Consider the following 24287-nt stretch of genomic DNA (forward strand, 5'->3'; position numbering starts at 1 on the left):
GAGGAGGCGACGTGGTGCTCGGGCGCTTCCGTCGACGCCGATCCTCCCCACCCCCCGCCGATCCGGCGGCAGGGCCCTCGCCCGCTTCCCCCGGGTCTTCCTCCGCTGTGCTCTCCGCCTGGGGCGAGCGGCTCCGGACGCTGCACGCCCGCACCGCACGGCTGCGGCGGCGCCGCGCCGTCCGCGTCGGGACGATCGTCGTGGTGGGACTCGCCGGCGGCATGATCGGCATGCTGCTCGGCGGCCGGGTGGAGACCCCCGTCGGGCCCGCCGACGTGTCGCTGTCCATCCGCCCGTCCTGGAACGGCGGCACCACCGTCCAGATCCCGCCGCTGGGCTCGCTCCAGTTCGACAGCCACTGGGGCCCGGTCCGGCTCAACGCCCAGATCGCCGAACTGCACGCCGAACCCGCCCGCAGGCTCATCGAGCAGGACGACGCGCTGGACCGGCTCGCCGACACCGTCGACGATCAGGTCCGCCACGGCGTCATCGTGCTGATCGTCCGCGCCGCCCTGTTCGCGACGGTCTTCGCCTTCCTGGCCGGGCTGCTGGTGTTCCGCTCCTGGCGCGGCGCACTGCTGTCCATGGGCGCCGGCGCGGGCGGGCTGGTCGCCACCTGCCTGCTGGCGTATGCGACGTTCAACCCCCAGTCCGTGGGCGAGCCCCGCTACACCGGCCTGCTCGCCAACGCCCCTCAGGTCGTCGGCGACGTGGAGAACATCGTCGAGCGCTTCTCCCACTACCGGGCCCAGCTCGCCCGCCTGGTCGGCAACGTCACCCGCCTGTACGCCGCCACCTCCACGCTGCCCGTCTACGAGCCCGACCCCTCCACGCTGCGCGTCGTCCACGTCTCCGACATCCATCTGAACCCGGCCGCCTGGGACGTCATCCGCTCCGTCAGCACCCAGTTCCAGGCCGACCTGATCATCGACAGCGGGGACCTGACCGACCACGGCAGCGGCCCCGAGGACCGGTTCGTCAAGAGCATCGGGGACCTGAAGATCCCGTACGTGTTCGTCCGCGGCAACCACGACTCCAAGGCCACCCAGCAGGCCGTCGCCGAACAGAAGAACGCCGTCGTCCTGGACGGGCGGACCGCGGAGGTCGCGGGTCTGCGCATCCACGGGGTGGGCGACCCCCGCTTCACCCCCGACAAGACCACCCGCGACGACGAGGTCACCGCCGCCCAGCTGAGGAACCTGGGGGCCCGGCAGGGCGCCGACCTGCACAACGCGGGCCCCGCCCCCGACGTGGTGGTCGTGCACGATCCCGACCAGGCCGAGGGGTTCAGCGGCAGGACCCCCCTCATCCTGTCCGGCCACACCCACCGGCGCGGCACCGAGCTCCTGCCCACCGGCACCCGCCTGTTCGTGCAGGGCTCCACCGGCGGCGCCGGCCTGCGCGGGCTGGAGAACGAGGAGCCCACCCCCATCGAGCTCTCGGTCCTGTACTTCAACCGCACCACCAGGCGCCTCCAGGGCTGGGACGACCTCCGCCTCGGCGGTCTCGGCCTCACCTCCGCCCTCATCGAGCGTCACCTGGAGCCCGAGCCCGACCGGACGATCACCGGGCCGGCCCCCACCGTCGTCCCGACCCCCACGCCCTCCCAGTGGCCGTCCCTGGACCCCACCCGGTGGCCCACGCGCCCGCCCACGCTCGCCCCGAGCCGCGACACCCCGTCGGCGACCGCGAGCCCGACCGGCCGTCCCTGACGGGACCGGGACGCCCCGAATAGGCGTCCCGCTCTCATTTCCCCTATGCTGACGGCAGGCAACGCCGGCGGCCCCCATCGTCTAGCGGCCTAGGACGCCGCCCTTTCAAGGCGGTAGCACGGGTTCGAATCCCGTTGGGGGCACACGTTCCTCCACCTGCGCGATCACACCCCTCCCGCCTCGGAGCACGCATGCGCTCCGCACGGCTCGATGCGGGGCCGGGCCCCGCGGCGCCGGTGGGCCGAGGGACCGGCGCGGCGTCGGCCATGGGCGGGGAGCGGGCCGCACCGGATGCGCCCGCCTCGAATCCACCGGATCCTTCTTGCCCGATAATCGGGAGCCCGATATGCTTGGCCGTTTTCAGAATGCCTTCTTCGTTGCATTCGTCCGGCCGGATCCGCCGCGTCCCGGATCGGGGGCGCCGCAGTGTCCCGCACTGCCCGGGAGATCTGTCTTTGCGGATGGATATGTATCGCGTTGATCTTTGCCCGGATCCGCTATAGGTTGCTTTCGTGGAGTATGCTCGATCTGCGCTTTATCTGGACTTCGATAATGTATTCACCGGGCTTTTCGGATTGAACCCCGAGGTGGCGATCCAGTTCGCGAGCAGCCCTGAGACTTGGCTGCGCCGCCTGTCGACGACGCTGACGGTGGACGCCCCACGGCGCTGGCTGATCCTGCGCTGCTATCTCAACCCGGCCGGCTGGGTGAATCATTACAACCCCGCCGGTGAGCCGTCCCGTCTGCAGTTCTTCCGATTCCGGTCGGCGTTCATCCGGGCCGGTTTCGAGGTGGTCGACTGCCCTCCCTACAATTCCACGAAGAACGGCGCCGACATCAGGATCGTCGTCGACGCCATCGACGCGCTGTCGGCGGACACCAGATACGACGAGTTCGTCATCGCCTCCGGCGATTCCGATATGACGCCGCTGCTGCAGCGGCTGCGCCGGGCCGACCGGCGGACCATGATCGTGTCGGCGGTGGATTCGGCCGAGGCGTTCACCTCGATCGCCGATCGCGTGCTCGGCAGCCGGCGGCTGCTGGCGCTGGTGCAGGGCGGGCCGGTCGATTGCGCCGAGGACTTCGCCGAGGGCTCCGATGGGAACTTCGCCGGGAACCTCGCCGGCGAGGGGGACGGCGTCGCGGCGGCCGAGTCCGGCGGGGCCGACGGGGAGATCGACGGCAAGGTCGATGGGAAGGCCGACGGGGAGATCGACGGCAAGGCCGGCGGCGAGGTCGTGCCCGCCGCCGTCGTGCCGGCCGATCAGACCGTGGCGTACGAGGCCTTCCGGTCGGCGGTCGTCGCCAGGTACAACGACGCGTCCGCTCCGCTGAACATGGCCGCCCTCGCCGACCAGCTGCGCAGTGAGCTGGGCGAGGTGGTCGGCGAGACCAACTGGTTCGGCTTCGGCGGCTTCGCCCGGGCGGTGAGGAGCCTGAAACTGCCCAACCTGCGGATGTCACAGCATGAGATATGGGATGAGAGCCGCCACTCTCCCCCCGAGGGCTCGGCCGCCGTGGCGCCGCGGGTCTCCCTGCCGGAGCCCGTCGAGCGTCTGGTCGAGCTGATCAATCTGCCTCGGCTGCCCCAGGAGTGGTGGCCGCCGATCTATCAGGCGCTGTCCGTGTACGCCCACACTCACCATTTCAATCTGGCCCAGTGCACGAACTGGTCGCGGGACTGGCTCCGGGAGAAGGGGTTCGCCGTCGACCGCGCCACCGTCATGTTCGTCGTGCGCGGCATTTCGCGCGGCTGCCCGCTGAACCGCGAGCCGCCGCCGACCGCGGCGGAGATCGGTGCGGCGTTCGTGGACAACGTGCTCGGCCGCGCCTACGGAGACGCCTACGGGGAGACGTTCACCGAGGACGAGGTCGCGACGATCCGCACCTGGCTGGGGGTGTACTCCTAGCGGGCCCGGCGGACGCGTCGTGCGCGGCGGAGCGCCGGCGCCGGGGAGGACGATGCGGCCGTGGACCCCTCGCCGCTCCGGGGAAATCCCCTGCGATCGACTGACCGGAACCGGTCAGAGCCGGTTCCGGAACGTCCCCGACAGACGGACCGATGGGGACGAAACCCATGGTGGGCGTGCTCCCCGGAGCGGAGACGGTGATCGTCTCCGGACCTCCCGGCCGGTTGCGCGCAGGGTGCAATTCGCCGTTTCGACATGTCCGTGCGAGCGTGGAACCGTCACCGGCGCAATGCCCGTGATAGGTTCCGGGCCCGGCGTGGAAGCGACCGGCACCTGCCGGGCGACGCCATGGTGACGGTGATCGCTCGGCGGGATGCCCCGGGCCGAGCGTGACCGACGACAAAGGAGTGATCATGGCCGGCGCCGAGGACAGCGCGTACGAGGGCTTCACCGCCGAAGAGCGGGCCGCGATGAAAGAGCACGCCCAGGAGCAGAAGAAGGCGGCGCGGCGCCGCGGTTCGCGTGCGGAGAAGGCGGCGGAGGCGGAGCGGGACGTCCTCGCCAAGATCGCCGACATGCAGGAATCCGATCGGGTCATGGCCGAGCGCATCCACGCCCTCATCAAGGCCAACGCCCCCGCCCTCGCGCCCAGGCTCTGGTATGGCATGCCCGCCTATGCGCTGAACGGCAAGGTGCTGTGCTTCTTCCAGAGCGCCGAGAAGTTCAAGTCGCGGTACGCGACGTTCGGGTTCAACGACGTGGCCAAGCTGGACGACGGTCCGATGTGGCCGACCGCGTTCGCGTTGACCGAGGTGACGCCCGAGGTGGAGGAGCGGATCGTCGAGCTGGTGAAGCGCGCGGTGGGCTGAGGAGCCCTCCGGCTGCCTTCAGGGCTTGCGGGCCACCCCGCAGTAGGCGGTCACCTCCTCCGGGAGACCCCAGGGGGTGGGTTCGGGGCGCCACCGGGACACCGACACCACCCCCGGCTCGACGAGCTCCAGGCCGTCGAAGAACGCCGCGATCTGCTCGGGGGTGCGCAGCTTGTAGGGGTCGCCCGCCTCGGCGCGGGTCTGCTCCGCCTTGGCGGCGGCCTCGGGGTCCACCGCGTCGGTGCCGTCCTCCAGGACCAGATAGCTGCCCGAGGGCAGCGCCGCCACCAGATGGTCGCGGATCGCGGTGGCCTCGGCGTCGTCCCAGACGTTGCCCAGGATCCCCAGCATCATCAGCCCGATCGGCCGGGAGAAGTCCAGGGTGCGGGCCGCCTGCTGCAGCACGTATTCGGGGTCGCGGACGTCGGCGTCGACGTACTGGCACTCCCCCTCGGGGGTGCTGGTCAGCAGGGCGCGGGCGTGCACGAGCACCAGCGGGTCGTTGTCGACGTACACGATCTTGCAGGCCGGGTTGACGCGCTGGGCGACCTCGTGGGTGTTGTCGACCGTGGGCAGGCCGGTGCCCAGGTCCAGGAACTGGTCGATCCCCACCTCGCCGGCCAGGTAGCGGACCGCCCGGCCCAAGAAGGCCCGGGAGTGCCGGGCCACGTCGACGATCCCCGGGTACACCTTGCGGACCTGCTCGCCGACCTCCCGGTCGATCGGGTAGTTGTCCTTGCCGCCCAACCAGTAGTTCCACACCCGCGCCGAATGCGGCTTGCTGGTGTCGATCACCGGCTGCGGGTCGCGCTCCCAGTCCTGGTCGGTCATCGCAGACGCCTTCCTCGTCGCCGACACCGGGCGGCGTTCACTTTAGTGCCACGGGTCGGTTTCAGTGGATCATCACCGGATTCGTCCTGCATCGGACAGGGCGATCCCGGCCGCTTCGCGATGCGCCGCCGACGCCCGCCGTCCGGCGACGGGGGCTCGCGGCGGCCCGTTCGGCGGCGTGCCTGCGCCGCCGAACGCCGCCGATTCGATCGGCGTCGCGCCCAAGGGGCTGCGGAACCGGCGGGTGAACGGGTAAGGTCGGCCGATCACAAATTGCCGGGAAACGGGCGAGATCGGCCCGGAGGTGATAAAGGTCTCCTGGCGGCGCTCGCGGGAGCGGGTGCCGCTTCACCTGTCATCGGGACCTTGCCGGCTGGTGGGCGTTCGGTCGGGTCACCCGGGTGGCCGCCCCGCCGGGCAGGGACGCCGCCGATATCGCGTCACGTTGCGGAGTTGAAGATGACCAGTACCGGAGCAGGCGTCCCCGTGCGGGTGGCGCACTTCAGCGACACGTTCCTGCCGCACCGGAACGGCGTGGTGACCTCGCTGCAGACCCTGATCCCCGAACTGCACGCCGCCGGACACCCGGGCCTGCTGGTCGCGCCCCGCCACCGGTCCCAGAGCCCCGGCGAGGTGGGGCTCCCCCTGCGGTCGATCCCGGCCGGGGTCGCCGAGATGCGGCTGTGCCACCCCCGGCTGCGCCACGTGGCGAAGGTCGCCGACTGGTCCCCGTCGCTGATCCACGTGCACACCCCCGGCACCGTCGGGCTCCTGGGCGCCCTGGCGGCCCGGCGGCTCGGCCTGCCCATGGTCGCCACCTACCACACGGACCTGCACGCCTACGCCGACGCCTACCGCATCCCCACCTGCGCGCTGCGCCTGATGCTGCGCGCCTATGCGCGGCGCCTGGGCGTGCAGTGCCCGCCCGCCGAACGACGCGAGGAGATCATCGACGCCGCCAACGCCCTGCTGTACGGCGACGCCGACGCGCTCGTGGTGCCCACCGAGGCGATCTTGAACCGGAACGCGTGGCTGGCCCGGCACCCCCGGGTGGTCGTGGCGCCCAACGGCGTGTCCCCCGTCCGGGTGCCCCCCGGCGCCGACCAGGAGTTCCGTGCCCGCTGGGGGGTCCCCGCCCGTGCGCCCATGGTGCTGTTCGTCGGCCGGGTCACCCCCGAGAAGGGGGTCGACCTGCTCGCCCAGGCGTTCCGCACCGTGCTGCAGACCGTCCCGGACGCCTGGCTGGTCCTGGTCGGCGCCCTGTACAAGCGGCGCTGGCTGCGCCGGGCGCTGAAGGACGCCGGCGTCGCCCACCGCACGGTCACCACCGGGCAGCAGCCGCCCTCGGTGGTCGGCGCCGCCTACGCGGCCGCCCAGGTGTTCGGCTTCCCCTCCCAGACCGACACCCAGGCCCTGGTCCTGCACGAGGCCTCCCTCGCCGGGGTGCCGTCGGTGGTGGTCGACGAGGCCCTGCACAAGGCGAGCCCGCTGCGGGACGAGATGATCCTCACCGCGCCCACCGCCGCCGAGATGGGGGCGGCGATCGCGGAGCTGCTGCTCGACCCCGAGCTGGCCCGCGGCCGTGGGGCCGCCGCCCGCCGCCGCGCCATGGATCTGCATCCGCGCCGGCAGAGCGACCTCATGCTCTCCCTCTACCGCGACGTCCGCTCCCGGGCCTCCCGCCCCGACGCCCGGACGGAACGGTGACCGCGGCGGCGGGGCCGCGACCGGACGCCTCGACGCCGGTCACGGCCCGCCGGCCCCCGGGAGGTCACCGCCGAGGGGTCAGGGAGCTGCGGGAGACGGGGAAGTCGAAGTAGGTGTCGGGGAACGACTCCGGCTTGTGGGTGAAGTGCCACCACTCCTCGGGGAGGTTGACGAAGCCCTCCGCCTCGAGGGCGCTCTTCAGCAGGAGGCGGTTGGCCCGCTGCTCGCCGGTGATGCGCGGATCGAGGGTGTGGGAGAGGGTGTCGAAGCAGTCGTACCCCGTTCCCATGTCGATGGAGTTGTCCGGGAACCGCAGGTGCTGCGGGTAGTAGCAGGGGACCAGCCGCTCGCCCGGCCGGTAGGGCCGGGTGGGCCGCGCGGGGAGCTTGACGAGGGTCACGTCCACGGTGCTGCCCCGGCTGTGCCCGGACTTCTCGGCGATGTACCCGTCGGCGAACAGGTCGGCCTTGTCCACCCGCGGGTAGAACTCGGCCTTCATCCGCTGGTCGTCCAGGTCCTGGGCCCAGGCGACGAAGTGGTCCACCGCCCGCTGCGGCCGGTAGCAGTCATAGACCTTCAGCGAATAGCCCCGGCGCAGCAGCGTGCGCTGGGCCCGATGCAGGGCCTCGGCGGCGGGCCTGGTCAAGATGCACATCGGCTGGCGGTAGCCGTCGATCGGGTCCCCGACGAAGTTGTGCGCCGTGGTGTAGCGGATCTCCTCCAGGATCGTGCGGTCCACATCGCGCAGCGCCACGAACTCCTTGGGCGCGGTGGGCTCCGGACGCGCCTGCGCCGGGGCGGACGCCACGGGGATCGCCAGCAGGGCCGCGGCGAGGACCGCGAGGGCACGGAAGAACGATCTGTCCATGACCCCGCCCTATCAGGCCGTCCCCGCCCGCCGGATCCCCGCCTGCGAAACCGAGACCTCCAGGTGATCTCCGGCCCCGCACGGCTCCGAACGCGTGCCCGGCGACCCCGCACGGCGGCGGACCGCCCCGGTCGTCGGCTCGGGCGCGAGACGTTCAGGACGGCCTGATGTTGTGCGTGAAGCGGAAGAGGTTGTCGGGGTCGTAGCGGCGTTTCACCGCCGCCAGACGGTCCAGGTTGGCGCCGAACGTGTCCCGCACGGTCCGGTCGGCGTCCTCGTACAGCCCGGGGAAGTTCAGATACTCCGCCCCGGTCGAGAACGGCGCCGCCGCCGCGTGGACGCGGCGGGCCCAGGCGATGCACGCCTCGTCGTCGGCCGGATCCTCCCAGTTGGCCTCGATGCCGAGCAGGAACGGCGCCGAACGGTCGCCGAACGCCGTGTCCTGAGCGCCCACCCGGGCGAACGCCCCGCCCAGCTGCCAGACGTCGAGGGTGGAGTGCGGGGAGGGGGCGGCCTCGTTCAGCTCCACCAGCACGTCGATCAGCTCGTCGGGCAGCCCGGTCAGATAACGGGACTTCCAGTAGTACCGCATCACGTGCGCCGGATAGTCCTCGTCGAAGAACCGCTGCACCTCCAGGTAGGAGGAGGCCGCCGAGAGGTCGGCGATCGGCGTGCCGATGGCGCGGAGCGGCCGCAGCGCCTCCTCGCCCTCCCGGGGGGAGCCGCTGTGCAGGGCGGCGAACACCACGATCGGCGCGCCGTGGTGCTCGGCCGGGACGGCCTCGTCCGGGGGCCCGTGCCACAGGATCGCGAACGAGCTGATCTCATCCGGCGCGGCGGCCGCCCACTCCCGGTAGGCGCGCAGCGCGGAACGGGCGTCCCGGCCCGCGTGGATCACCTGGGCGAAGAACACCTCCGGCCCCACCGGGTGGGCGCGGAACTCGAACGAGGTGACCACGCCGAAGTTCCCCCCGCCCCCCTTCAGCGCCCACATCAGCTCGGGGTCGGACTCGGCCGCCACCACCCGGCCGTCCGCCGTCACCACGTCCGCCGAGATCAAATCGTCGCAGCTCAACCCGTACTTGCGGCGCAGCCAGCCCAGCCCGCCGCCCAGCGTGAGCCCGGCGATGCCGGTCTCGGTGACCACCCCCATCGGCACCGCCAGCCCGAACGCCTGCGTCTCGCGGTCCAGGTCGCCGATCGTGACGCCGCCGTCCGCCCGCACGGTTCCGGCGGCGGGATCGACCCGCACCCCCCGCATCGGCGTCAGATCGACGACCAGCCCGTCGTCGCAGACCGCGGCCCCGGACACGTTGTGCCCGCCGCCGCGCACCGCGACCGGCAGGCCCCGTGCCCGGGCGTGGCGGACCGCCTCGAGCACATCGCTCGTCCCGGCGCACCGCACGATGAGCGCCGGGCGCTTGTCGACCATCCCGTTCCACACCGCGCGGACCCGGTCGTAGTCCGCGTCCGTCGGCCGCACGACCCGGCCCCGCAGCCGGTTCGCCAGGCCTTCCACCGTGTTCTGGGTCACGGCTGCGTCGGTACCCGACCAGACGGGGACGAAAAGCGCCCCCGGGCCGCCGGCGGCGCCCCCGTCGCACGCACCGGACATCGGGGCGGGACCGCACGGCGGTCCCGGGTCCCGGCCGGCCGGGGCGCCTCAGGCGGACTCCTGGAACACCACGCGGGTCACGCCGGGGATCGTGCGGGTGAGGGTCTCGGCGATGCGCCGGGCGTCCTCGTCGGCCGGGCCGGACAGGCGCACCTCGCCCTCGTGGACGCCGGCGGTCCAGGCGTGGCCGTTCGGCAGCAGCTCGGCCAGCGCCGCCAGCACGTCGTCGCGGATCCGGGCGTCCCCGCGCGCCAGCACGGCGATCAGGTCCCGGCGGCTGATCATCCCGACGATCCGGCCGTCGTCCAGCACCGGAACGCTCTTGATGTGGGTGCGCAGCATCATCTCCGCCAGCTCGGCCACGTCGGTGGTGGGCTGGGCGGTGCGCACGTCCCGGATCATCACGTCCGACACCAGCCGCGGCGGAGGCTCGTCCGGTCCCGCCACCGGCAGCGCGAACGCCCGCGGATCGGCCTGGAACTCGCCGCGCAGCAGATCCATGTCGCTGACGATCCCCACCATCGCCCCGGAGTCGTCCACCACCGGCATCGCGGTGATGTCGTGCTCGTGCAGCAGACGGATGGCCTGCCGGACGGTCGCCGAAGGCGGCACCGTCACGACGGGGGAGGTCATGGCCTCTCGGACAAGCATGGTCGAGCTCCTTCGCCTCAGGACCGCACGCCGCCGCCCGGTGCGGACGGAGGCGCCGACAGCCATCATCGTCCCCGCCTCCGCGTCCCCGACGACCCCACGGCCCCGGCCCGCCGGCCGTCCGCGTCATCGCGGGCCGGATGCCGCTCCTCCGGCTTCTCCGGGACGGCGACGGGTACAACGACCCCCTCGGGAGCACCACCGAAGGAGGATCCGATGGCCGCCATCATCGTCGCCACCGACGGCTCCCCGCCCGCCGACCGCGCCGTCCGCTGGGCCGCCGACGAGGCCGTGCTGCGCGGCCTGCCGCTGCAGATCGTGCACGTCATCGACGAGGCCCCCTACGACGTGCTGGGCTCGCCCGACGCCCGCATCACCGACCGGGCCACGGCGACGGCCGAGGCCCTCCTCGCGGAGGCGCACAAGCTCGCGCTCGACCGTCACCCGGGCCTTGCGGCGACCACCGAGATTGCCCGCGGCTCCGTCCCCGTCGCCCTGCGGGAGCGCGCCGCCACCGCCGCCGCCCTGGTCCTGGGGCACCGCGGACGGGGCGGGTTCGCCAGCCTGCTGCTGGGCTCCATCGGCCTGCGCGTCGCCGGTCACGCCCGCGGCCCGGTCATCGTGGTGCGCGGCGAGCCGGGACCCGTCCGCGGCGAGGTCGTCCTGGGCATCGACCCGGACACCGCGGACGACGCCGCGCTCGCGTACGCCTTCGAGGCCGCCGCGCTGCGCGACGCACGGCTGCGGGTGCTGCACGCCTTCCAGCTGTCCGAGGGGCCGGTGACGCCCGCCGGATACTACGAGGACATGGCCCAGATCGAGGAGGCCCGCCGCCACCAGATCGACGACCTGCTGACCCCCTACCGGGAGCGCCACGGGGATGTGGCCGTGGTGACGGACATGGTGCGCGACCATCCGGTCCAGGCCCTGACGACCGCCTCCCGGCAGGCCGACCTGCTGGTGGTGAACGCCCGCGGCCGCAGTCTGCTGCGGGACATGCTGCTCGGCTCGGTCAGCCACGGCGTGCTCCACCACGCCCACTGCCCGGTCGCGGTCCTCGGCCGCTACGCCTGACCGAGGGGACGACCCCGGACGCGCCCCGGCCGGGCGGCCGGATGCGCCCGGCGTTCTCCATGGCCCATAATCCTTTTCCCTGTGCGCCCGAATCGGGCCGCTCGGGCGGATCGTCATGGCCCGGCTGTTTCATGGGTGTGGTGGCCGATCGCTCGGGAGGGAGGTCCGGTGGGGAACGAGCACGATCAGGGGCCGGAGCCGATCCCGCCGGCCCAGCCCTTCGCGCCGCCGCCCGGCCCGAGCCGGGGAGGACCGCCGCCGGGCGGGCCGCCCCTGCGGGGAGCCCACCCGCCCGGGCCGCCGCCGGGAGGCGGAGGAGGCCGGTCGCGGCGGAAGACCGCCGGGGGCGTGGTGGCCGGCGCGCTCGTCGTCGCCCTGCTGGCGACCCTGGTCGTGGTGGGGCTGTTCGTCGGGGACGGACGGCTCGGCGACCGTCCCCCCGCCCCGGAGAGGACCGCGGCGGCACAGCTGCGGCGGGCCGCGGCGCGGCTGGCGGACGCCGCGGCGGCCCGCTACCGGGGCGTGGTCGCCGCCGGCGGCAAGCGGTCCCGCGTCGACCTCCGGGTCACCCGGCACGGAGCGGCGCACGGCACGATGACCGTGGACGACGACGAGCTGCGGCTGCTGGCCGTCGACGGCCGGACCTTCATCAAGGGCGACGAGGGGTTCTGGCGGTCCTCCGGGATGGCGGACGAGGACCTGCTGCGGGAGTACGCCGGCCACTGGGTGGGGATGCCGCCGGCGGAGCTCGGCCTCGACGTCCCGGGGACCCTCGCGCCCGCCGAGCTGGGACGGGCGGTCGAGCAGGAGGCCGCGACCACGGGCGTGCTCGTCGAGAACGCCCTCCTGGACGGCGCCCCCGTCAAACGGGTGACCACCGCCCGCTGGAACGTCTACCTCGCCGCGACCGACCCCCGGCGGATCCTGCGGATCGAGACCAGGGGATTCGGCGACGACGAGCTGCGCAGACCGCCGATGGTCCCGCGGATCCCCACCGTCCGGCCGGATCCGGACGGGCCCGCTACCGTGCAGCCGGCGGCGGCGCGCGGCGGCGCGCCGACCGGGGAGTTCCGGCTCGACCTGACCTTCCCCGACGAGCGGGAGATCGGGCGGTGGTACGAGGAGCTGCAGGGCGGGGTCCGCGAGCTGACGGACTCGGTGGACCCGCGGGTGGAGTTCTCCCTGGACGGGTCGATCCGGCTGTCGCCCTGTGACGTGAACGGCTGCACCGCCCATGTGAGGGTTACCAACAGCGTTCCCGCCGACGGCTCCACCACCGCCCCCGACCGGCCGGTCCACGCCGCGATCACGATCACCATGACCCTCGACGGCCGTCCCGTGCGCACCTGCCGGATCACCCGGACCATGCGGCCGAACGGCAGCGCCACCGCCTCCTGCCGCGCCGGCTTCCACATCCCGCCCTCCTACACGCCGCGCCGCCACATCGTGCGGGCCGAGGCGCACGCGGTGGCGCGTCCGCTCGCCCGGGCCGACGTCGACCGGATCCTGCGCGACCTGCGCGCCCAGCGATCCGCCGTGCCGACCCCGACCCCGACCGGCTGACCGGACCGAGAGACAGACCATGCCGTTCACGCTGAGCCACCCGGCGATCGGCTGCCCCTGGCGCGCGGACCGCTGGTGCCCTCCGCCCTGGTCGCCGGGGCGATGGCGCCCGACCTGCCGTACTTCGTGGGACCGGCCGACCGGCGGCTGCTGACCCACCGGCTCATCGGGATCCCCACCGTCGACCCGGGGATGGCGCTGCTGCTGCTCGTCGTCGCCGCGACCCACCGGATCCTCCACGGTCCGGTCGGGCTGACGGCCGTGTCCGAGGAGGCGGCGTTGCGGGACGCGTGATGTGCTGGGCCTCATGTCTTCGACCTCACCCATCGACCTGGCCGCCGCCGCCCGCTTCATGGCCTCGCACGCCCGGCAGCTCGATCGGCGACGCTGGGAGCTGCTCACCGGCCCCGGCGACCCCGAGGCGCTGCTCGCCGCGCTGGACGGCTACCGCAACCCGGACGGCGGCTACGGCTGGGGCCTGGAGCCGGACCTGCGCTCCCCCGAGAGCCAGCCGGCCGGGGCGCTGCACGCGATGGAGGTCTTCGCCGAGGCGGGACCGGTGCGCACCTCCCGCGTCCGGGAGCTGTGCGACTGGCTGGAGTCGGTGTCGCTGCCGGACGGCGGACTGCCGTTCGCACTGCCGGTGACCGAACCCGCGGGCTGCGCACCCTGGTGGACCGGCGCCGACCCCACCGCATCGTCGCTGCAGATCACCGCCGCCGTGACGGGCATGGCCCACCGCGCCGCCGCCCACCACCCCGAGATCGCCGCGCATCCTTGGCTGCAGCGCGCCACCGGTTACTGCCTGGACGCCATCGGGGCGCTCGAGACGACCCCGCCCGCTTTGGTCCTGGCGTTCGCGATCCAGTTCCTGGACGCCGTCCACGACATCCGCCCCGAGGCCGCCGGACTGCTGGCGGATCTCCTCCGCCGCCTCCCGCCGGACGGCGTCGTCCACGTCGAGGGAGGCACCGAGAACGAGGTCCTGCGCCCGTTGGACTTCGTCCCGTTCCCCGGCCCGGCCCGGGATCTGTTCGACCCCGCCCTGATCGACGCCGAGCTCGACCGCCTGGCGGCCCGGCAACGGCCCGACGGCGGCTGGACCGTCGAGTACGCCACCGCGTCCCCGGCCGCGGCCCTGGAATGGCGCGGCTACATCACCGTCCGCGCCGTCGCGCTCCTGCGGTCCGCCCGACGGATCGGGTGACGCCACCGGGCGACCGGCGGACGGACGATCACCGCGGTCGCCTCCCCCGCGCACCGGACGATGCGCCCGCCGGGCCTCGATCCCGGCGGGCGTGCGCGTTCCCGTCGCCCCCGTCCGCTCCGCGGGAAGGCCGGGACCGGACACCGACGACCGGTGATTTGCGCGATGCCGGACGGCCGGTCCGCTTGTCAGGCTGCTGGGGCCAGTGCCACCACTCCCGTACGGAGGTGCGATGTCGGGTTCGCTCATCGGACGCCTGGCGGGGATCCGTCGGCGATCGCCTTGGATACGACGGGCAGGGGTGCTGTCGGGCGCGCTCATGCTGTCGGTCGGCGGGCTGACCGCCGTTCCGGCGGCGGCGGACGACGGCCCGATCGTCACGACCAGATACGGGAAGGTACAGGGGAAGGCGGGGGAGGCCGCGAACTCCTACCTCGGCATCCCCTATGCCGCCCCGCCGGTCGGGGAGCGGCGCTGGAGGCCGCCGTCCCCGCCTGCGCGCTGGTCGGGCGTGCGGGACGCCACCGAGCCGGGCAACCCCTGCATGCAGCACCCCTCGGACACGCCCTGGGGCGACCTGACGGGCCCCGGCACGCCCAGCGAGGACTGCCTGTACCTGAACGTCTACACGCCCGCCCGGCGGTCCCTGCGCAAGCGGCCGGTGATGGTGTGGATCCACGGCGGCGGGTTCACCGTCGGCTCCGGGGCGTTCTATGGCGGCGGCACCCTGGCGGCCAAGGGGGACGTGGTCGTCGTCACCCTCAACTACCGGCTCGGGGCGTTCGGCTACTTCGCCCACCCGGACCTGACCAAGGAGTCGCCGCACGGGACATCGGGCAACTACGGGCTGCTGGACCAGCAGGCGGCCCTGCGCTGGGTGCGGCAGAACATCGCCGCGTTCGGCGGCGACCCCGGCAACGTGACGATCTTCGGCGAGTCGGCCGGCGGCGGCAGCGTCTGCCACAACCTGATCTCGCCCCTGTCGACGGGACTGTTCCACCGGGCCATCGCCCAGTCGGGCTGCGGCTTCCCCCTGCCCGCCCGGGCCGACCAGGAGCGCTCCGGCGCCGCCTGGGCCGAGTCCCTGGGCTGCGCCGACGTGGCCTGCCTGCGCGGCAAGTCCGCCGAGGAGGTGTTGAACGCCTCCACGGCCCCGAACGTCCGCTGGGTGCCGAACGTCGACGGCAAGGTGCTCCCGCGGCAGGTGACCGAGGCGCTGGACCGCGGGCTGTTCCACCGGGTCCCCGTCCTGCAGGGCACCACCGCCGACGAGGGGCGGCTCACCGTGGCCTCCACCTACGACCTGGCGGGCCGGCAGCTCACCGCGGAGGGCTACCCGGTCGCGGTCCGCGCGGTCTACGGCGACCGGACCGATGAGATCCTGGCCCGCTACCCGCTGTCGGACTACGGCACGCCCGCGGAGGCGCTGGGCGCGGTCTTCACCGACTCCCAGTTCTCCTGCTCGCAGTCCCAGACGGCGCGGCTGGCGGCCAAGCACACCCGGTCCTACCAGTACGAGTTCGCCGACCGGAACGCCATGGACTACCTGAACCTGCCGATCAGCTTCCCGATCGGCGCCCCGCACGGCTCGGAGATCCGGTACGTGTTCGGCGACGTCTCCGGCACCCCCGCCCAGAAGGCCCTGTCGGACCGCATGCTGAAGTACTGGACCAACTTCGCCAGGACCGGCGTCCCCTACGCCCTCGGCGCCCCGCGCTGGGAGCGGTTCCCGAAGGTCCAGATCCTCGCCCCCGATGCGATCGCGCCGAGCACCACCTTCCCCCAGGACCACAAGTGCGACCTGTGGCTGGGGTCCGCCTCCTGATCCCCTGACCCTCGTCCTCCGGTCCGCCGGACGTCTTCGGCCCGGAACGCATCGTTCCGGGCCGAAGACGTGTCGGCGCCTGGAACGCCCGCTCCCGGATCTTCGTCTCATGCCAAGATCGCAGCGGAGCCCTCGGGAGGGACATGGAGGGCACCCCCACCTTCACCTCTCCGTGGACCAAGGCCACCGAGTACGGCGACGGCTACGTTCAAGCGCACCGACGTGCTGCCGCGCGAGGACTGAGGAGGCGCCATGATGCCCGCTCGCGGGGAGATCGTCCTGAGGGACAGCTCCGTCTACGCGCCGCTCGGCATCGTCGCGCTCGTGCTCGCGGGCGGCATCGCCGGCGGGGCGGGGGCGATGACCGACGGTTGGTATTCGATACCGCTGATCGTGGTCGGCGTCCTGCTGATCGGCCTGGCCGTCGCCATCGGCGTGTCGAACCGGGTGCACGGCGCCGCACGGCTGCGGCTGACCCCGCGGGGCCTGATCCACTCGATCGGAGACCGGGAGTACGTCCTGCCCGTGGAGGCGATCGAGGGGATCGGGCTGTTGCGCACCCGGGGCGGTTTCCCGGAGCTTTCGCTCTGGTACGACCGCGCTCGGCTCCCGGAACTGCCCAAGCAGCTACGCCCGCTGGAGAGGCAGCCCGGCCGGCTCCGGCTGGCCATCGTCACCGACGAGGTGGGGGGCATGCACAAGTGGCAGGTCAAGGAGATCCGCGAGTACGTTCAGGCCCACCGGCTGGGCCAGTGGCGCAACCGCAAGGGCTGACCCGCCGCGGCGGGATCGGGGCCGGCCGGGATCTGGACGACCGGCGGGACGCCGCCCCCACGGCGCGAGCCGGACGCCGGTCCGATCCGGCCTGGACGGCCGGCCGCCCCGTCCGCCTCATGGGCTCCAGGGCGGCCCCGTTCACCACTCCCGCTGCTGGAACCGCACCTGCTCGGTGGCGATCACCAGGGCCACGAACAGCCGTGTCCAGTCGTCGGTGATGCCGGGGCTCAGTTCGACGAACCAGCTCTCGCCCACCCGCTCGGCCGTGGCGACCCGCTCGCCCTCCGCGGTCGCCGCCTCCAGGAAGTCCAGCAGGGTGCCGCTGTGGGCCGTGCCGATCACCGCGTCGTCCCGCAGCACGTCGAAACGTCCGCCGGCGGGGGCGAGCCGGCTGCGGTTGCGGAACTCGCCGACGGGGTCGCCGGCGCCGTCACGAACCCACAGGGACGTGATCTTCGGACCCTGGGGATGCTCGAGTCGGAGCAGCGTCGTCCCGTCCGTTCCCACGACGCTCAGCCCTTCCCGGGAGCCGGGCGGCAGCGTGCGCCACGAGAGCCGCGGGCGGCGGATCTCGGCCAGTGCGGTGCCGTTCTTGTCGGTGATCTCTTCGTCGTCGATCACCAGATCGGTGGTGCCGAACACCGGTCTCACCGCCCCAGCGTCCGGCGCAGGTTCTCCGGCAGGGCGGTGGCGTCCTGCAGGGTGCCGTGGAACCCGTCCTGCAGCTCCTTGATCTTGTCCTGGACCGCCTCCGGGTCCTCTAGCACCTCCAGGGGATCGCCGTCGGGGCCGAAGAGCTCCTCGGTGAGCGCGTCGGCCTGGGCGCGCAGGTCGTCCTCGGCGACCTGGGCCGTCGTGACGATCAGCTCGGCCAGCTCGGTGGACGACGACCGCATCGCGCGCGGGCCGATCCGCAGCCCGGCCAGTCCGCGCTCGTGGGTCCACTCGACCTCGACCCGGCCGTCGGGGGATTCGGCGCGCCCGACCAGCTCGGCCGACTTGCGCGTCAGCTCCTGCGACTTGGCCGCCTGGCGTTCGGACGCCCGGAGGAACTCCCCGAAATCGAACTCGTTCATCGCCCGCCCTCCTCGACGCCACCGGCCCATGCGCCATCCCGACGCCGCATGCTCCCGAGGGCCGGCCCAAAGGTTAACGAGTTCTGCGGCACCGGAGTGATCTGCACAGAAGGTGCAATTCTCCCTAAAAAGAGTTTTCTGTGAACTATCGGACGGCAATCGGCGGGTACGGGGTCCCATCCGAGCGCGATGAGCGCCCCGCCGTCGTGAACGGCGGCAGCCGACCCGTTCAGGAGGGAGTCCCGGCGATGACCGCACCGACCCCCGTCCTCTCGGCCCAGGAGTGGGCCGACGCCTTCGCCGAGGCCAACAACACCGACCCGGAGATCCAGGCCCACGGCAAGCACTTCACCTGCTCGTACCTGCTGGACGCCGGCGAGCACTCCTTCGTCATCGACGTCGTGTCCGGCAAGGTCGTGCACGTCGCGGTCGATCCGGGCCCGCTCGAGGCGCCCTACCAGTTCGCGATCCGGGCGAGCGCGGAGACCTGGCGCGGCTTCGGCCGCCCGGTGCCCGAGCCGATGTTCCACGGGATCTGGTCGGCCAGCTTCCGACGCGACATGCGGCTGGAGGGCGACCTGCTCGTCCTCATGCAGAACCTGCGCTGCATCACCCGCCAGATCGAGCTGCTGCGCACCGTCGGCTCCCCCGTGTGAGGAAGGACGACACCATGAGCAGGATCTCCCCGGTCACCGGACACTATGTGACCTTCGAGGTCGACGGACTGGAATACAAGGTCTTCTACCTGGAGAACGGCACCGGACAGCCCCTGGTCTGCCAGCACACGGCCGGATGTCACAACCACCAGTGGCGCGGCCTGCTGGAGGACGAGGAGATCGCCTCCCGGTACCGGATCATCGCCTACGACCTGCCCCGCCACGGCAAGTCCGACCCGCCGGAGAACACCGAGTGGTGGAAGGAGGAGTACCGGCTCACCGCCGACCACTACTGCGCCTTCATCGTCGCGCTGTGCGACGCCCTCGACCTGCGGGACCCGATCTTCATGGGCTGCTCGTTCGGCGGGAACGTCGCCCTGCAGCTGGCGCTGCGGCACCCCGACCGGTTCGGCGGCATCCTGGCGGTGGAGGGCGCCGACCACTCTCCCGGCTTCTACCTCGACTGGTGGCAGCACCCCCACGCCAACGCCGCACAGGTGTGCGCGAGCGGGGTGTGGGACCTGATGGCCCCGCAGTCTCCCGAAGCCGACCGGTGGAAGACCTGGTTCTACTACACCCAGGGATCCGAGGCCTTCAAGGGAGACCTGTACTTCTACTCCGTCGACCACGATCTGCGCGGTCGCCTCGGCGAGATCGACACCGACCGGTGTCCCCTGGTCATGCTCACCGGCGAGTACGACTACCTGACCACGCCCGCCGACAGCGCCCGGACCGCGGCGGCGATCGGGAACTGCACCTTCATCGAGATGAAGGACATCGGGCACTTCCCGATGAGCGAGAACTACCCGCTCTTCCGCCGCTACCTGCTCCAGGCCCTCCAGGCGGTGGAACGGCGCAAGCCGGTCCCCGTCTGAGCCCCCCGCGACCCGCTCGCACGTCAGGACGGGGCGGCCCTCCCCGGCGCCCGGTCCTTCCGCGGGCTCCCGGGTCCCCGAGCCGCACCGGCGCGGGCAACGGCGACCTCCTCGCCGAGGTCGCCCGCGCGCCGGCCGGCCGAGAAGGACGGACGCGCGGGCGGCCTCATGGACGGCTCGCCGCCGTCGCCGGACTCCGCCCCGTCCGCGCCGTCGGCCGCCGTGGGAGTGGTTACGATCGAGGACCACGCCCGCGTTGCGGAAGGGGATCATGTCTGATCAGTACGAGGCGGTGTTCGCCCGCTACGACGTCAACGGAGATGGGCGGCTCACCGTGGAGGAGGTGACCGCGGCGATCGCGGGGATGTTCCCGGCGTCCGAAGTGGACGACCTGTCGGGGATCGTCAAGGCGCTGTTCGCCGAATACGACACCGACGGCGATGGGCTGCTGTCGGTGTCGGAGTTCGTGCCGCTGGCAAAGAATCTTCCCGAGCTCGGTTCCAAGGGCTGAGCGCTCGACGTGCCGGCCGGGCCTTCACCGGTCCGCGCCGCGCGAATGCGCTCCTGAGGTCATCGCCCTCCGGCGATTCGTCGCCGGCCGCATCGACGGCGTCCCGCTCGGACGCCGAAACCTCACGTTCGCTGCGGAGCACATGAGGGCGACGCCGTCGTCTCGACCGGTGCATGTCGCCGCCGGCAGTGGTCTGGCCGCGCGGCGATGCGGATGTCAACGGGTTCTCCGCTTCGCCCCCTGCGGCGAGACGCCGTCCGGCGGAGGCCGCGTCGGCGAGACGACGGGCGGCCGCACCGGTGCGTCGCCGAAGGGCGGTGCGGATTTCTCCTCATGCGGCCGGGCGGGGACCCGGTGAACGACCGCCGGTCCCCGCCCGGCCGTTTCCACACCCCGCGGCTCACCTGTGGACGCCGCGGCGAGCGGCGATCGCGTCGATCTTCGTGAAGACGTGCGCTGAAAGCGCGCGAAGACGTTCGGTGAATGCGCCCCCCGGGGCGGCCGGACGCCGTCTCCCGGCCGGGGATCGTGATCCGTGATGACCGGATCCGGCCGCGGACCGGCGGTGTCGCCGACCGTTGAAAGATCATCGAACTGGAGCGGAACCGAACCCACAGAAAGCGCGTCTCACGTATCGGCTCACGCCAATGAGGCGATCATCGCGATATTCCGTACATTGACGTATTCGGGGAGTGGATGACCGTGCAACCCCCACAGCCGCCCTCGTACGGGCCTCCGCCCGGACCGCCGACGCCGCCCGGTCCCCCTCCCGGAATGGGACCCACGGGCCCGCGGCGGTCGAACGACAACGCTGCGGCCGTCATCATCATCGCCGTCGTGGCGCTGGTGGCGGTGATCGGCGGCGCCGGCCTGCTGTGGTGGCTGTTCGCCGCCGGCAGCTCGAGCGGCACGACCACCGCGCGCAAGATTCCGGACAGCTGGCCGTCCCCCACCTACACCCTGCCGTCGCGCCCGACGATCCCGGCGTACACGCCGCCCCCGGCGTACACGCCTCCCGCCTACACGCCGCCCCCGGTCTACACGCCGCGGCGGCAGTACTACGGCGCCATCGCGGTGGCGCCCGACGGCAGCATCGGCAAGTCCTGGGACTACAGCACCAGCTCCGGCGCCGAGCAGCGGGCGCTGCGGGAGTGCCGCCGCTCCGACTGCAAGGTGCTGGTGGTCTTCGTCAACAGCTGCGGCGCCGTCGCCTACAACCCCAAGACCAACAAGTACTGGGGCGGTCGAGGCAGCACCCGGACCCAGGCGCAGAACAACGCCATCTCCAACGCCGGCGGCGGCCGCTGGATCACCTGGGTGTGCACCACCCGGTACACGGACTGAGCCTGGCGCCCGGTGCCGGCTGCGGCCCGAGCGCGGGCGGCCCGGCGAGCGGAGCGCAGATCCGCCGACCCGCCGCATGACCGGCGCGGCGATGACGGCGTGACCGGCGAGGGGGCGGCGTCCCGCCGCCGCGGTCGACGCACCCGGCGCCGGCGGAACGACCCGGGCCGGCGTGGGGCGGCCTTCGAGACCGGGCCGCGGCGTGGTGGCGCATGGCCGGGTTGAAGAGGGCTGGGGCCATGCGCCGCCCGGCGGATCACACCGCCGACCGACCGGGGCGATCGTCCGCATGCGTCGCGCACCGGGGGCCTGGACGGTCACAGGCCCCTCGCGTCCGCCGCACGGCGGAACGGCGCCGCCACAAGCCGGCACCTGGCGCAGCGGACGACGACGAGAACCTGCGCCGCGGCCGTCCCCTCCCCCTTCAGCGGAGGCCCTGGATCAGGTAGAGGACGGCGAGGACGGACGCCAGAAGACCGAGGATCAGACGCAGGGCCCGTTCCGGGAGGTGCGGCTGCAGCCGGGCGCCGAGATATCCGCCGATCAGACCGCCCAGGCCGCACAGCAGACCCAGCGACCACACCGGCGCGATGTCCCCTTCGGCGGTGAAGGACAAGACCGCATACGTCAGGGCGCCGACCACCGAGGTCAGGAAGGTCGAGGCCAGTGCGGCGGGGGCGACGGTCGCGACCGGCAGGCCGCGGCCCACCAGGATGGGGCCGAGGATGGAGCCGCCGCCGATGCCGTAGACGCCGCCGACGACCCCCACGCCCAGGGCGAGGGCGGTGGTGAAGCGCGGTGAGGGCCCGCTCCCGCCCGGCTCGGCGGGGCGTCGGGCGGCGCGGACGCACAGCCACACCCCCAACGGCAGCAGGAACAGCCCCACCAGGATCCGGAAGACGTCCGGGCCGGGAACGACATGGACCCGGACGATCGCCCCGATGACGACGCCCGGCAGCGTCCCGGCGATGAGCAGCCGGGTGAGCGGACCGCTGAGACGGTCCCGGTAGCGGGCGAGCGCACCGGGACCGGAGACGATGTTGAACAGCAGGTTCGTCGGGGTGACCGCCGGGTTCGGCACACCCAGCACGCTGAGCTGCACGGGCAGCAGGAACACCGCCCCGGACACGCCCACCGGCGAGGTGACCGTCGCGATCAGCAGGCCCGCCAGGAACCCCGCCGGACCCGTCCCCCAAGCATCCCACGCCACAAGGGCAAGCCTGCCTTACACATCCGTCCGGACGCGGCGATTCCCCGCCTCCTCCGGAGCGTCACGAGCCGGAGGGCTCACGCGTCCGGCGCCGGGGGAGCCCGATTGGGCCATGGCGAGCGGCGGGGATCACGTCGCCGGGCCTTCGACCGTGCGACGACGCTTCTTCGGGCGTCTCCTCAGACGGTCGCGCGTTCCCCGAGGGGGACGGGTGTGCAGGCGGGCGATCCGCGGAGCGGAAGGACGGCCCACGCCGTGCCGCCGCCGTCATGGTGATGCCCGCCGCGCCCACACGCCCCGGGGGAGGCGTTCGGAGAGAATCGGCGGACCCGGGGAGAGCGGGCGAGGATCGGGAGGGATGCATGCGGTGGCCGTGGGGGCGTCCGCGGATGGACGCGTTCGCCGGACTGGCCGACGTTCCGGTGGCCGACGGGGACGGCGGGGTGTCGGGGGTGTTCCTGGGGACCAGCAGCGTGCTGCTGCGGGACGGGGGCACCGCGCTGCTGACCGACGGGTTCTTCACCCGGCCGGGCTGGCTGCGGGTGGGGCTGGGACGGATCGCGCCCGACCGGGAGGCGATCGACGCCTGCCTGCGGCGGGCGGGCATCGGGCATGCCGGCTCGCTGGCGGCGGTGATATGCGTGCACTCCCACTACGACCACGCCATGGACGCCCCGGTGATCGCCCGGCGGCTCGGGGCGACGCTGGTGGGCTCGCGGTCCACCGCCAACATCGGCCGCGGCCACGGGGTGCCCGAGGAGCTGCTGCGCGTCGTGGACGACGGCGAGACGGTGCGGTTCGGGGACTTCGAGGTCACCTTCGTCGTCGGGGTGCACTGCCCTGGCGACCTGGCCCCCGGCACCGTCGACGCCCCGCTGTCCCCGCCGGCCAGGGCCACGGCGTACCGGACGGGCGAGGCGTACTCGGTGTTCTTCCGGCACCCGCTGGGCACCGTGCTGGTCCACGGCAGCGCCGGGTTCGTGCCGGGCCGGCTGGACGGGCGCCGCGCCGACGTCGTCTATCTGGGCATCGGGCAGCTCGGCAGACAGGACGACGACTACCGCCGCCGGTATTGGGCGGAGACCGTCCGCGCCACCGGCGCCGAGGTCGTCATCCCGATCCACTGGGACGACTTCACCGCCCCCTTGACCGGCCCGCTGCGCCCGTTCCCCTACTTCGCCGACGACGTCGCCGCCTCGATGCGCTTCCTGGTCGAGCAGAGCCGCCGCGACGGCGTCCGCCTGGTCCTGCCGACCTTGTGGCGGGAGACCGTCCTGCTCCCCGCCCGCTGAATCGCGCACCGCCGCGGTCGCCCGCGAACGGCCGCAGGCCGGCCGGGGCGCGCAGCGGCACGGCCTGACCCGGCGTCCCCGCCTGTGACCCGCGGAAGGGCGCACGTGAAGAGGGTCACCGCCCCGGGCGGCCGCACGTTCCCGGAGGGCGGACGAACGCCAAGGTCGCGGCGGTGATCTGCGCCTCGGGATGCCCCTGGGCGATCAGGCGGGTGGCGGCGTTCAACGTGCCGACCATCAACTCCATGGTGATCTGCGGGGACGGGTCGCCCAGCTCGACGAGGGCCTGGCGGAGCGGCTCGGTCAGCCGCCGGTGCAGGACGCGGATCCGCGCCGCGTCCTGCGGCGGCAGGTTGGGAAAGCCGATGGCGTCGGCGACGCGGTGCTCCTCGCTCCCGGCGAATTCCAAGAACGTCCGGATGTAGGCGGTCACCCGCTCGGCGGGGCCGGCCTGGGCGGCCATCACCTCGCCGAGCCGGGCGATCCATCGCTGGAAGATCTCCTCCAGCAGGTGCACCAGGATGTCGCGGGAGGTGGGGAAGTACTTGTAGACGCTGGAGCGGGCCAGCCCGATGCGGGCGCCGACCGCGCCCGGGGTCACCGCCTCCGGACCGTCGGCGAGCACGATCTGCCGGGCCGCCTCCAGCAGCTCGGCGTACCGGCGGGTGCGGTGCTCGGCGACGGTCGGGGCGGTGATCTTCGGCATGCGCGTCC

Annotated in this window: 23 protein-coding genes and 1 tRNA gene; 16 read left to right on the top strand and 8 right to left on the bottom strand. The window is 73.0% G+C overall.

Annotated features, from left to right (window positions below; genetic code table 11):
• The first annotated feature begins 107 nt into the window (after positions 1 to 107).
• The 4 genes from EIO00_RS12410 to EIO00_RS12425 all read left to right on the top strand — a co-directional run bounded on the left by EIO00_RS12410 (position 108) and on the right by EIO00_RS12425 (position 4491).
• Positions 108 to 1712: a metallophosphoesterase family protein gene (locus EIO00_RS12410; protein WP_338325922.1), complete on the top strand. Its 1605-nt coding sequence runs from the start codon at positions 108 to 110 to the stop codon at positions 1710 to 1712.
• 70 nt (positions 1713 to 1782) lie between these two features.
• Positions 1783 to 1855 (top strand) — tRNA-Glu (locus EIO00_RS12415).
• Between the two features lie 369 nt (positions 1856 to 2224).
• Positions 2225 to 3622: an NYN domain-containing protein gene (locus EIO00_RS12420; RefSeq protein ID WP_140178331.1), complete on the top strand. Its 1398-nt coding sequence runs from the start codon at positions 2225 to 2227 to the stop codon at positions 3620 to 3622.
• Positions 3623 to 4035: 413 nt separating this feature from the next.
• On the top strand, positions 4036 to 4491 hold the full coding sequence (locus tag EIO00_RS12425; RefSeq protein WP_140178334.1) for an iron chaperone: 456 nt from the start codon (positions 4036 to 4038) through the stop codon (positions 4489 to 4491).
• Positions 4492 to 4509: 18 nt separating this feature from the next.
• On the opposite strand, the gene EIO00_RS12430 is transcribed toward EIO00_RS12425, so the two are convergent.
• Entirely contained in the window at positions 4510 to 5322 is an 813-nt protein-coding gene (locus EIO00_RS12430; RefSeq protein ID WP_140178337.1) for an SAM-dependent methyltransferase, read from the bottom strand.
• A gap of 459 nt (positions 5323 to 5781) precedes the next feature.
• Between EIO00_RS12430 and EIO00_RS12435 the strand changes: the two genes are divergently transcribed.
• Complete coding sequence (locus EIO00_RS12435; RefSeq protein WP_161602713.1) at positions 5782 to 7029, top strand: glycosyltransferase; 1248 nt, start codon at positions 5782 to 5784, stop codon at positions 7027 to 7029.
• 64 nt (positions 7030 to 7093) lie between these two features.
• Here EIO00_RS12435 and EIO00_RS12440 read toward each other — a convergent pair whose 3' ends face one another.
• The 3 genes from EIO00_RS12440 to EIO00_RS12450 all read right to left on the bottom strand — a co-directional run bounded on the left by EIO00_RS12440 (position 7094) and on the right by EIO00_RS12450 (position 10163).
• Entirely contained in the window at positions 7094 to 7897 is an 804-nt protein-coding gene (locus tag EIO00_RS12440) for a M15 family metallopeptidase (RefSeq protein WP_140178343.1), read from the bottom strand.
• A gap of 154 nt (positions 7898 to 8051) precedes the next feature.
• Positions 8052 to 9431, bottom strand: coding sequence for an FAD-binding oxidoreductase (locus tag EIO00_RS12445; RefSeq protein ID WP_241661303.1), 1380 nt, complete (start codon positions 9429 to 9431; stop codon positions 8052 to 8054).
• Between the two features lie 129 nt (positions 9432 to 9560).
• A complete protein-coding gene (locus EIO00_RS12450) occupies positions 9561 to 10163 on the bottom strand; it encodes a CBS domain-containing protein (RefSeq protein ID WP_140178345.1) in 603 nt (200 codons plus the stop codon).
• A gap of 216 nt (positions 10164 to 10379) precedes the next feature.
• On the opposite strand from EIO00_RS12450, the gene EIO00_RS12455 reads away from it, so the two are divergent.
• From EIO00_RS12455 to EIO00_RS12485, 6 genes are all read left to right on the top strand, one after another.
• The gene (locus tag EIO00_RS12455) at positions 10380 to 11237 is read left to right on the top strand and encodes a universal stress protein (protein WP_140178348.1); all 858 of its coding nucleotides are present in this window, start codon (positions 10380 to 10382) and stop codon (positions 11235 to 11237) included.
• Between the two features lie 348 nt (positions 11238 to 11585).
• Complete coding sequence (locus tag EIO00_RS12465) at positions 11586 to 12800, top strand: hypothetical protein (RefSeq protein ID WP_140178350.1); 1215 nt, start codon at positions 11586 to 11588, stop codon at positions 12798 to 12800.
• Positions 12801 to 12857: 57 nt separating this feature from the next.
• Positions 12858 to 13094 carry a DUF4184 family protein gene (locus tag EIO00_RS12470; protein ID WP_277752876.1) on the top strand — a complete coding sequence of 79 codons (237 nt, stop codon included), beginning with the start codon at positions 12858 to 12860 and terminating at the stop codon, positions 13092 to 13094.
• Between the two features lie 13 nt (positions 13095 to 13107).
• Positions 13108 to 14007, top strand: coding sequence for a prenyltransferase/squalene oxidase repeat-containing protein (locus EIO00_RS12475; RefSeq protein ID WP_140178356.1), 900 nt, complete (start codon positions 13108 to 13110; stop codon positions 14005 to 14007).
• 301 nt (positions 14008 to 14308) lie between these two features.
• Positions 14309 to 15832: a carboxylesterase/lipase family protein gene (locus EIO00_RS12480; RefSeq protein ID WP_241661304.1), complete on the top strand. Its 1524-nt coding sequence runs from the start codon at positions 14309 to 14311 to the stop codon at positions 15830 to 15832.
• A 252-nt stretch (positions 15833 to 16084) separates the two neighbouring features.
• Positions 16085 to 16606, top strand: coding sequence for a hypothetical protein (locus EIO00_RS12485; protein WP_140178362.1), 522 nt, complete (start codon positions 16085 to 16087; stop codon positions 16604 to 16606).
• Positions 16607 to 16747: 141 nt separating this feature from the next.
• Here the strand turns inward: EIO00_RS12485 and EIO00_RS12490 are convergent, their stop codons facing one another.
• Complete coding sequence (locus EIO00_RS12490) at positions 16748 to 17260, bottom strand: hypothetical protein (RefSeq protein WP_140178364.1); 513 nt, start codon at positions 17258 to 17260, stop codon at positions 16748 to 16750.
• Complete coding sequence (locus EIO00_RS12495; RefSeq protein WP_140178367.1) at positions 17257 to 17685, bottom strand: YbaB/EbfC family nucleoid-associated protein; 429 nt, start codon at positions 17683 to 17685, stop codon at positions 17257 to 17259. The genes EIO00_RS12490 and EIO00_RS12495 overlap by 4 nt, the downstream gene beginning before the upstream one ends.
• 248 nt (positions 17686 to 17933) lie before the next feature.
• Between EIO00_RS12495 and EIO00_RS12500 the strand changes: the two genes are divergently transcribed.
• The 4 genes from EIO00_RS12500 (at position 17934) to EIO00_RS12515 (ending at position 21071) form a co-directional block, all read left to right on the top strand.
• Positions 17934 to 18341 carry a hypothetical protein gene (locus EIO00_RS12500; RefSeq protein ID WP_140178370.1) on the top strand — a complete coding sequence of 136 codons (408 nt, stop codon included), beginning with the start codon at positions 17934 to 17936 and terminating at the stop codon, positions 18339 to 18341.
• 14 nt (positions 18342 to 18355) lie between these two features.
• On the top strand, positions 18356 to 19216 hold the full coding sequence (locus tag EIO00_RS12505; RefSeq protein WP_140178373.1) for an alpha/beta fold hydrolase: 861 nt from the start codon (positions 18356 to 18358) through the stop codon (positions 19214 to 19216).
• Positions 19217 to 19487: 271 nt separating this feature from the next.
• Positions 19488 to 19727, top strand: coding sequence for an EF-hand domain-containing protein (locus tag EIO00_RS12510; protein WP_140178376.1), 240 nt, complete (start codon positions 19488 to 19490; stop codon positions 19725 to 19727).
• A 774-nt stretch (positions 19728 to 20501) separates the two neighbouring features.
• Complete coding sequence (locus tag EIO00_RS12515) at positions 20502 to 21071, top strand: DUF4189 domain-containing protein (RefSeq protein ID WP_161602714.1); 570 nt, start codon at positions 20502 to 20504, stop codon at positions 21069 to 21071.
• Between the two features lie 424 nt (positions 21072 to 21495).
• Here the strand turns inward: EIO00_RS12515 and EIO00_RS12520 are convergent, their stop codons facing one another.
• Complete coding sequence (locus tag EIO00_RS12520) at positions 21496 to 22281, bottom strand: sulfite exporter TauE/SafE family protein (RefSeq protein ID WP_140178382.1); 786 nt, start codon at positions 22279 to 22281, stop codon at positions 21496 to 21498.
• A gap of 362 nt (positions 22282 to 22643) precedes the next feature.
• Between EIO00_RS12520 and EIO00_RS12525 the strand changes: the two genes are divergently transcribed.
• Positions 22644 to 23573: an MBL fold metallo-hydrolase gene (locus EIO00_RS12525; RefSeq protein ID WP_140178384.1), complete on the top strand. Its 930-nt coding sequence runs from the start codon at positions 22644 to 22646 to the stop codon at positions 23571 to 23573.
• Positions 23574 to 23688: 115 nt separating this feature from the next.
• Here the strand turns inward: EIO00_RS12525 and EIO00_RS12530 are convergent, their stop codons facing one another.
• Positions 23689 to 24279: a TetR/AcrR family transcriptional regulator gene (locus EIO00_RS12530; RefSeq protein WP_140178387.1), complete on the bottom strand. Its 591-nt coding sequence runs from the start codon at positions 24277 to 24279 to the stop codon at positions 23689 to 23691.
• Positions 24280 to 24287: the final 8 nt, after the last annotated feature.

The sequence above is a fragment of the Thermomonospora catenispora genome (assembly GCF_006363815.1).
GTDB lineage: Bacteria > Actinomycetota > Actinomycetes > Streptosporangiales > Streptosporangiaceae > Thermomonospora > Thermomonospora catenispora.

What these genes read in the sequence shown, in the direction of transcription:
- EIO00_RS12425 (WP_140178334.1), top strand. Translation starts at nt 4,036, where the DNA reads ATGGCCGGCGCCGAGGACAGCGCGTACGAGGGCTTCACCGCCGAAGAG.
- EIO00_RS12430 (WP_140178337.1), bottom strand. Translation starts at nt 5,322, where the DNA reads ATGACCGACCAGGACTGGGAGCGCGACCCGCAGCCGGTGATCGACACC.
- EIO00_RS12435 (WP_161602713.1), top strand. Translation starts at nt 5,782, where the DNA reads ATGACCAGTACCGGAGCAGGCGTCCCCGTGCGGGTGGCGCACTTCAGC.
- EIO00_RS12440 (WP_140178343.1), bottom strand. Translation starts at nt 7,897, where the DNA reads ATGGACAGATCGTTCTTCCGTGCCCTCGCGGTCCTCGCCGCGGCCCTG.
- EIO00_RS12450 (WP_140178345.1), bottom strand. Translation starts at nt 10,163, where the DNA reads ATGCTTGTCCGAGAGGCCATGACCTCCCCCGTCGTGACGGTGCCGCCT.
- EIO00_RS12455 (WP_140178348.1), top strand. Translation starts at nt 10,380, where the DNA reads ATGGCCGCCATCATCGTCGCCACCGACGGCTCCCCGCCCGCCGACCGC.
- EIO00_RS12475 (WP_140178356.1), top strand. Translation starts at nt 13,108, where the DNA reads ATGTCTTCGACCTCACCCATCGACCTGGCCGCCGCCGCCCGCTTCATG.
- EIO00_RS12485 (WP_140178362.1), top strand. Translation starts at nt 16,085, where the DNA reads ATGATGCCCGCTCGCGGGGAGATCGTCCTGAGGGACAGCTCCGTCTAC.
- EIO00_RS12495 (WP_140178367.1), bottom strand. Translation starts at nt 17,685, where the DNA reads ATGAACGAGTTCGATTTCGGGGAGTTCCTCCGGGCGTCCGAACGCCAG.
- EIO00_RS12500 (WP_140178370.1), top strand. Translation starts at nt 17,934, where the DNA reads ATGACCGCACCGACCCCCGTCCTCTCGGCCCAGGAGTGGGCCGACGCC.
- EIO00_RS12505 (WP_140178373.1), top strand. Translation starts at nt 18,356, where the DNA reads ATGAGCAGGATCTCCCCGGTCACCGGACACTATGTGACCTTCGAGGTC.
- EIO00_RS12510 (WP_140178376.1), top strand. Translation starts at nt 19,488, where the DNA reads ATGTCTGATCAGTACGAGGCGGTGTTCGCCCGCTACGACGTCAACGGA.
- EIO00_RS12515 (WP_161602714.1), top strand. Translation starts at nt 20,502, where the DNA reads ATGGGACCCACGGGCCCGCGGCGGTCGAACGACAACGCTGCGGCCGTC.
- EIO00_RS12525 (WP_140178384.1), top strand. Translation starts at nt 22,644, where the DNA reads ATGCGGTGGCCGTGGGGGCGTCCGCGGATGGACGCGTTCGCCGGACTG.
- EIO00_RS12530 (WP_140178387.1), bottom strand. Translation starts at nt 24,279, where the DNA reads ATGCCGAAGATCACCGCCCCGACCGTCGCCGAGCACCGCACCCGCCGG.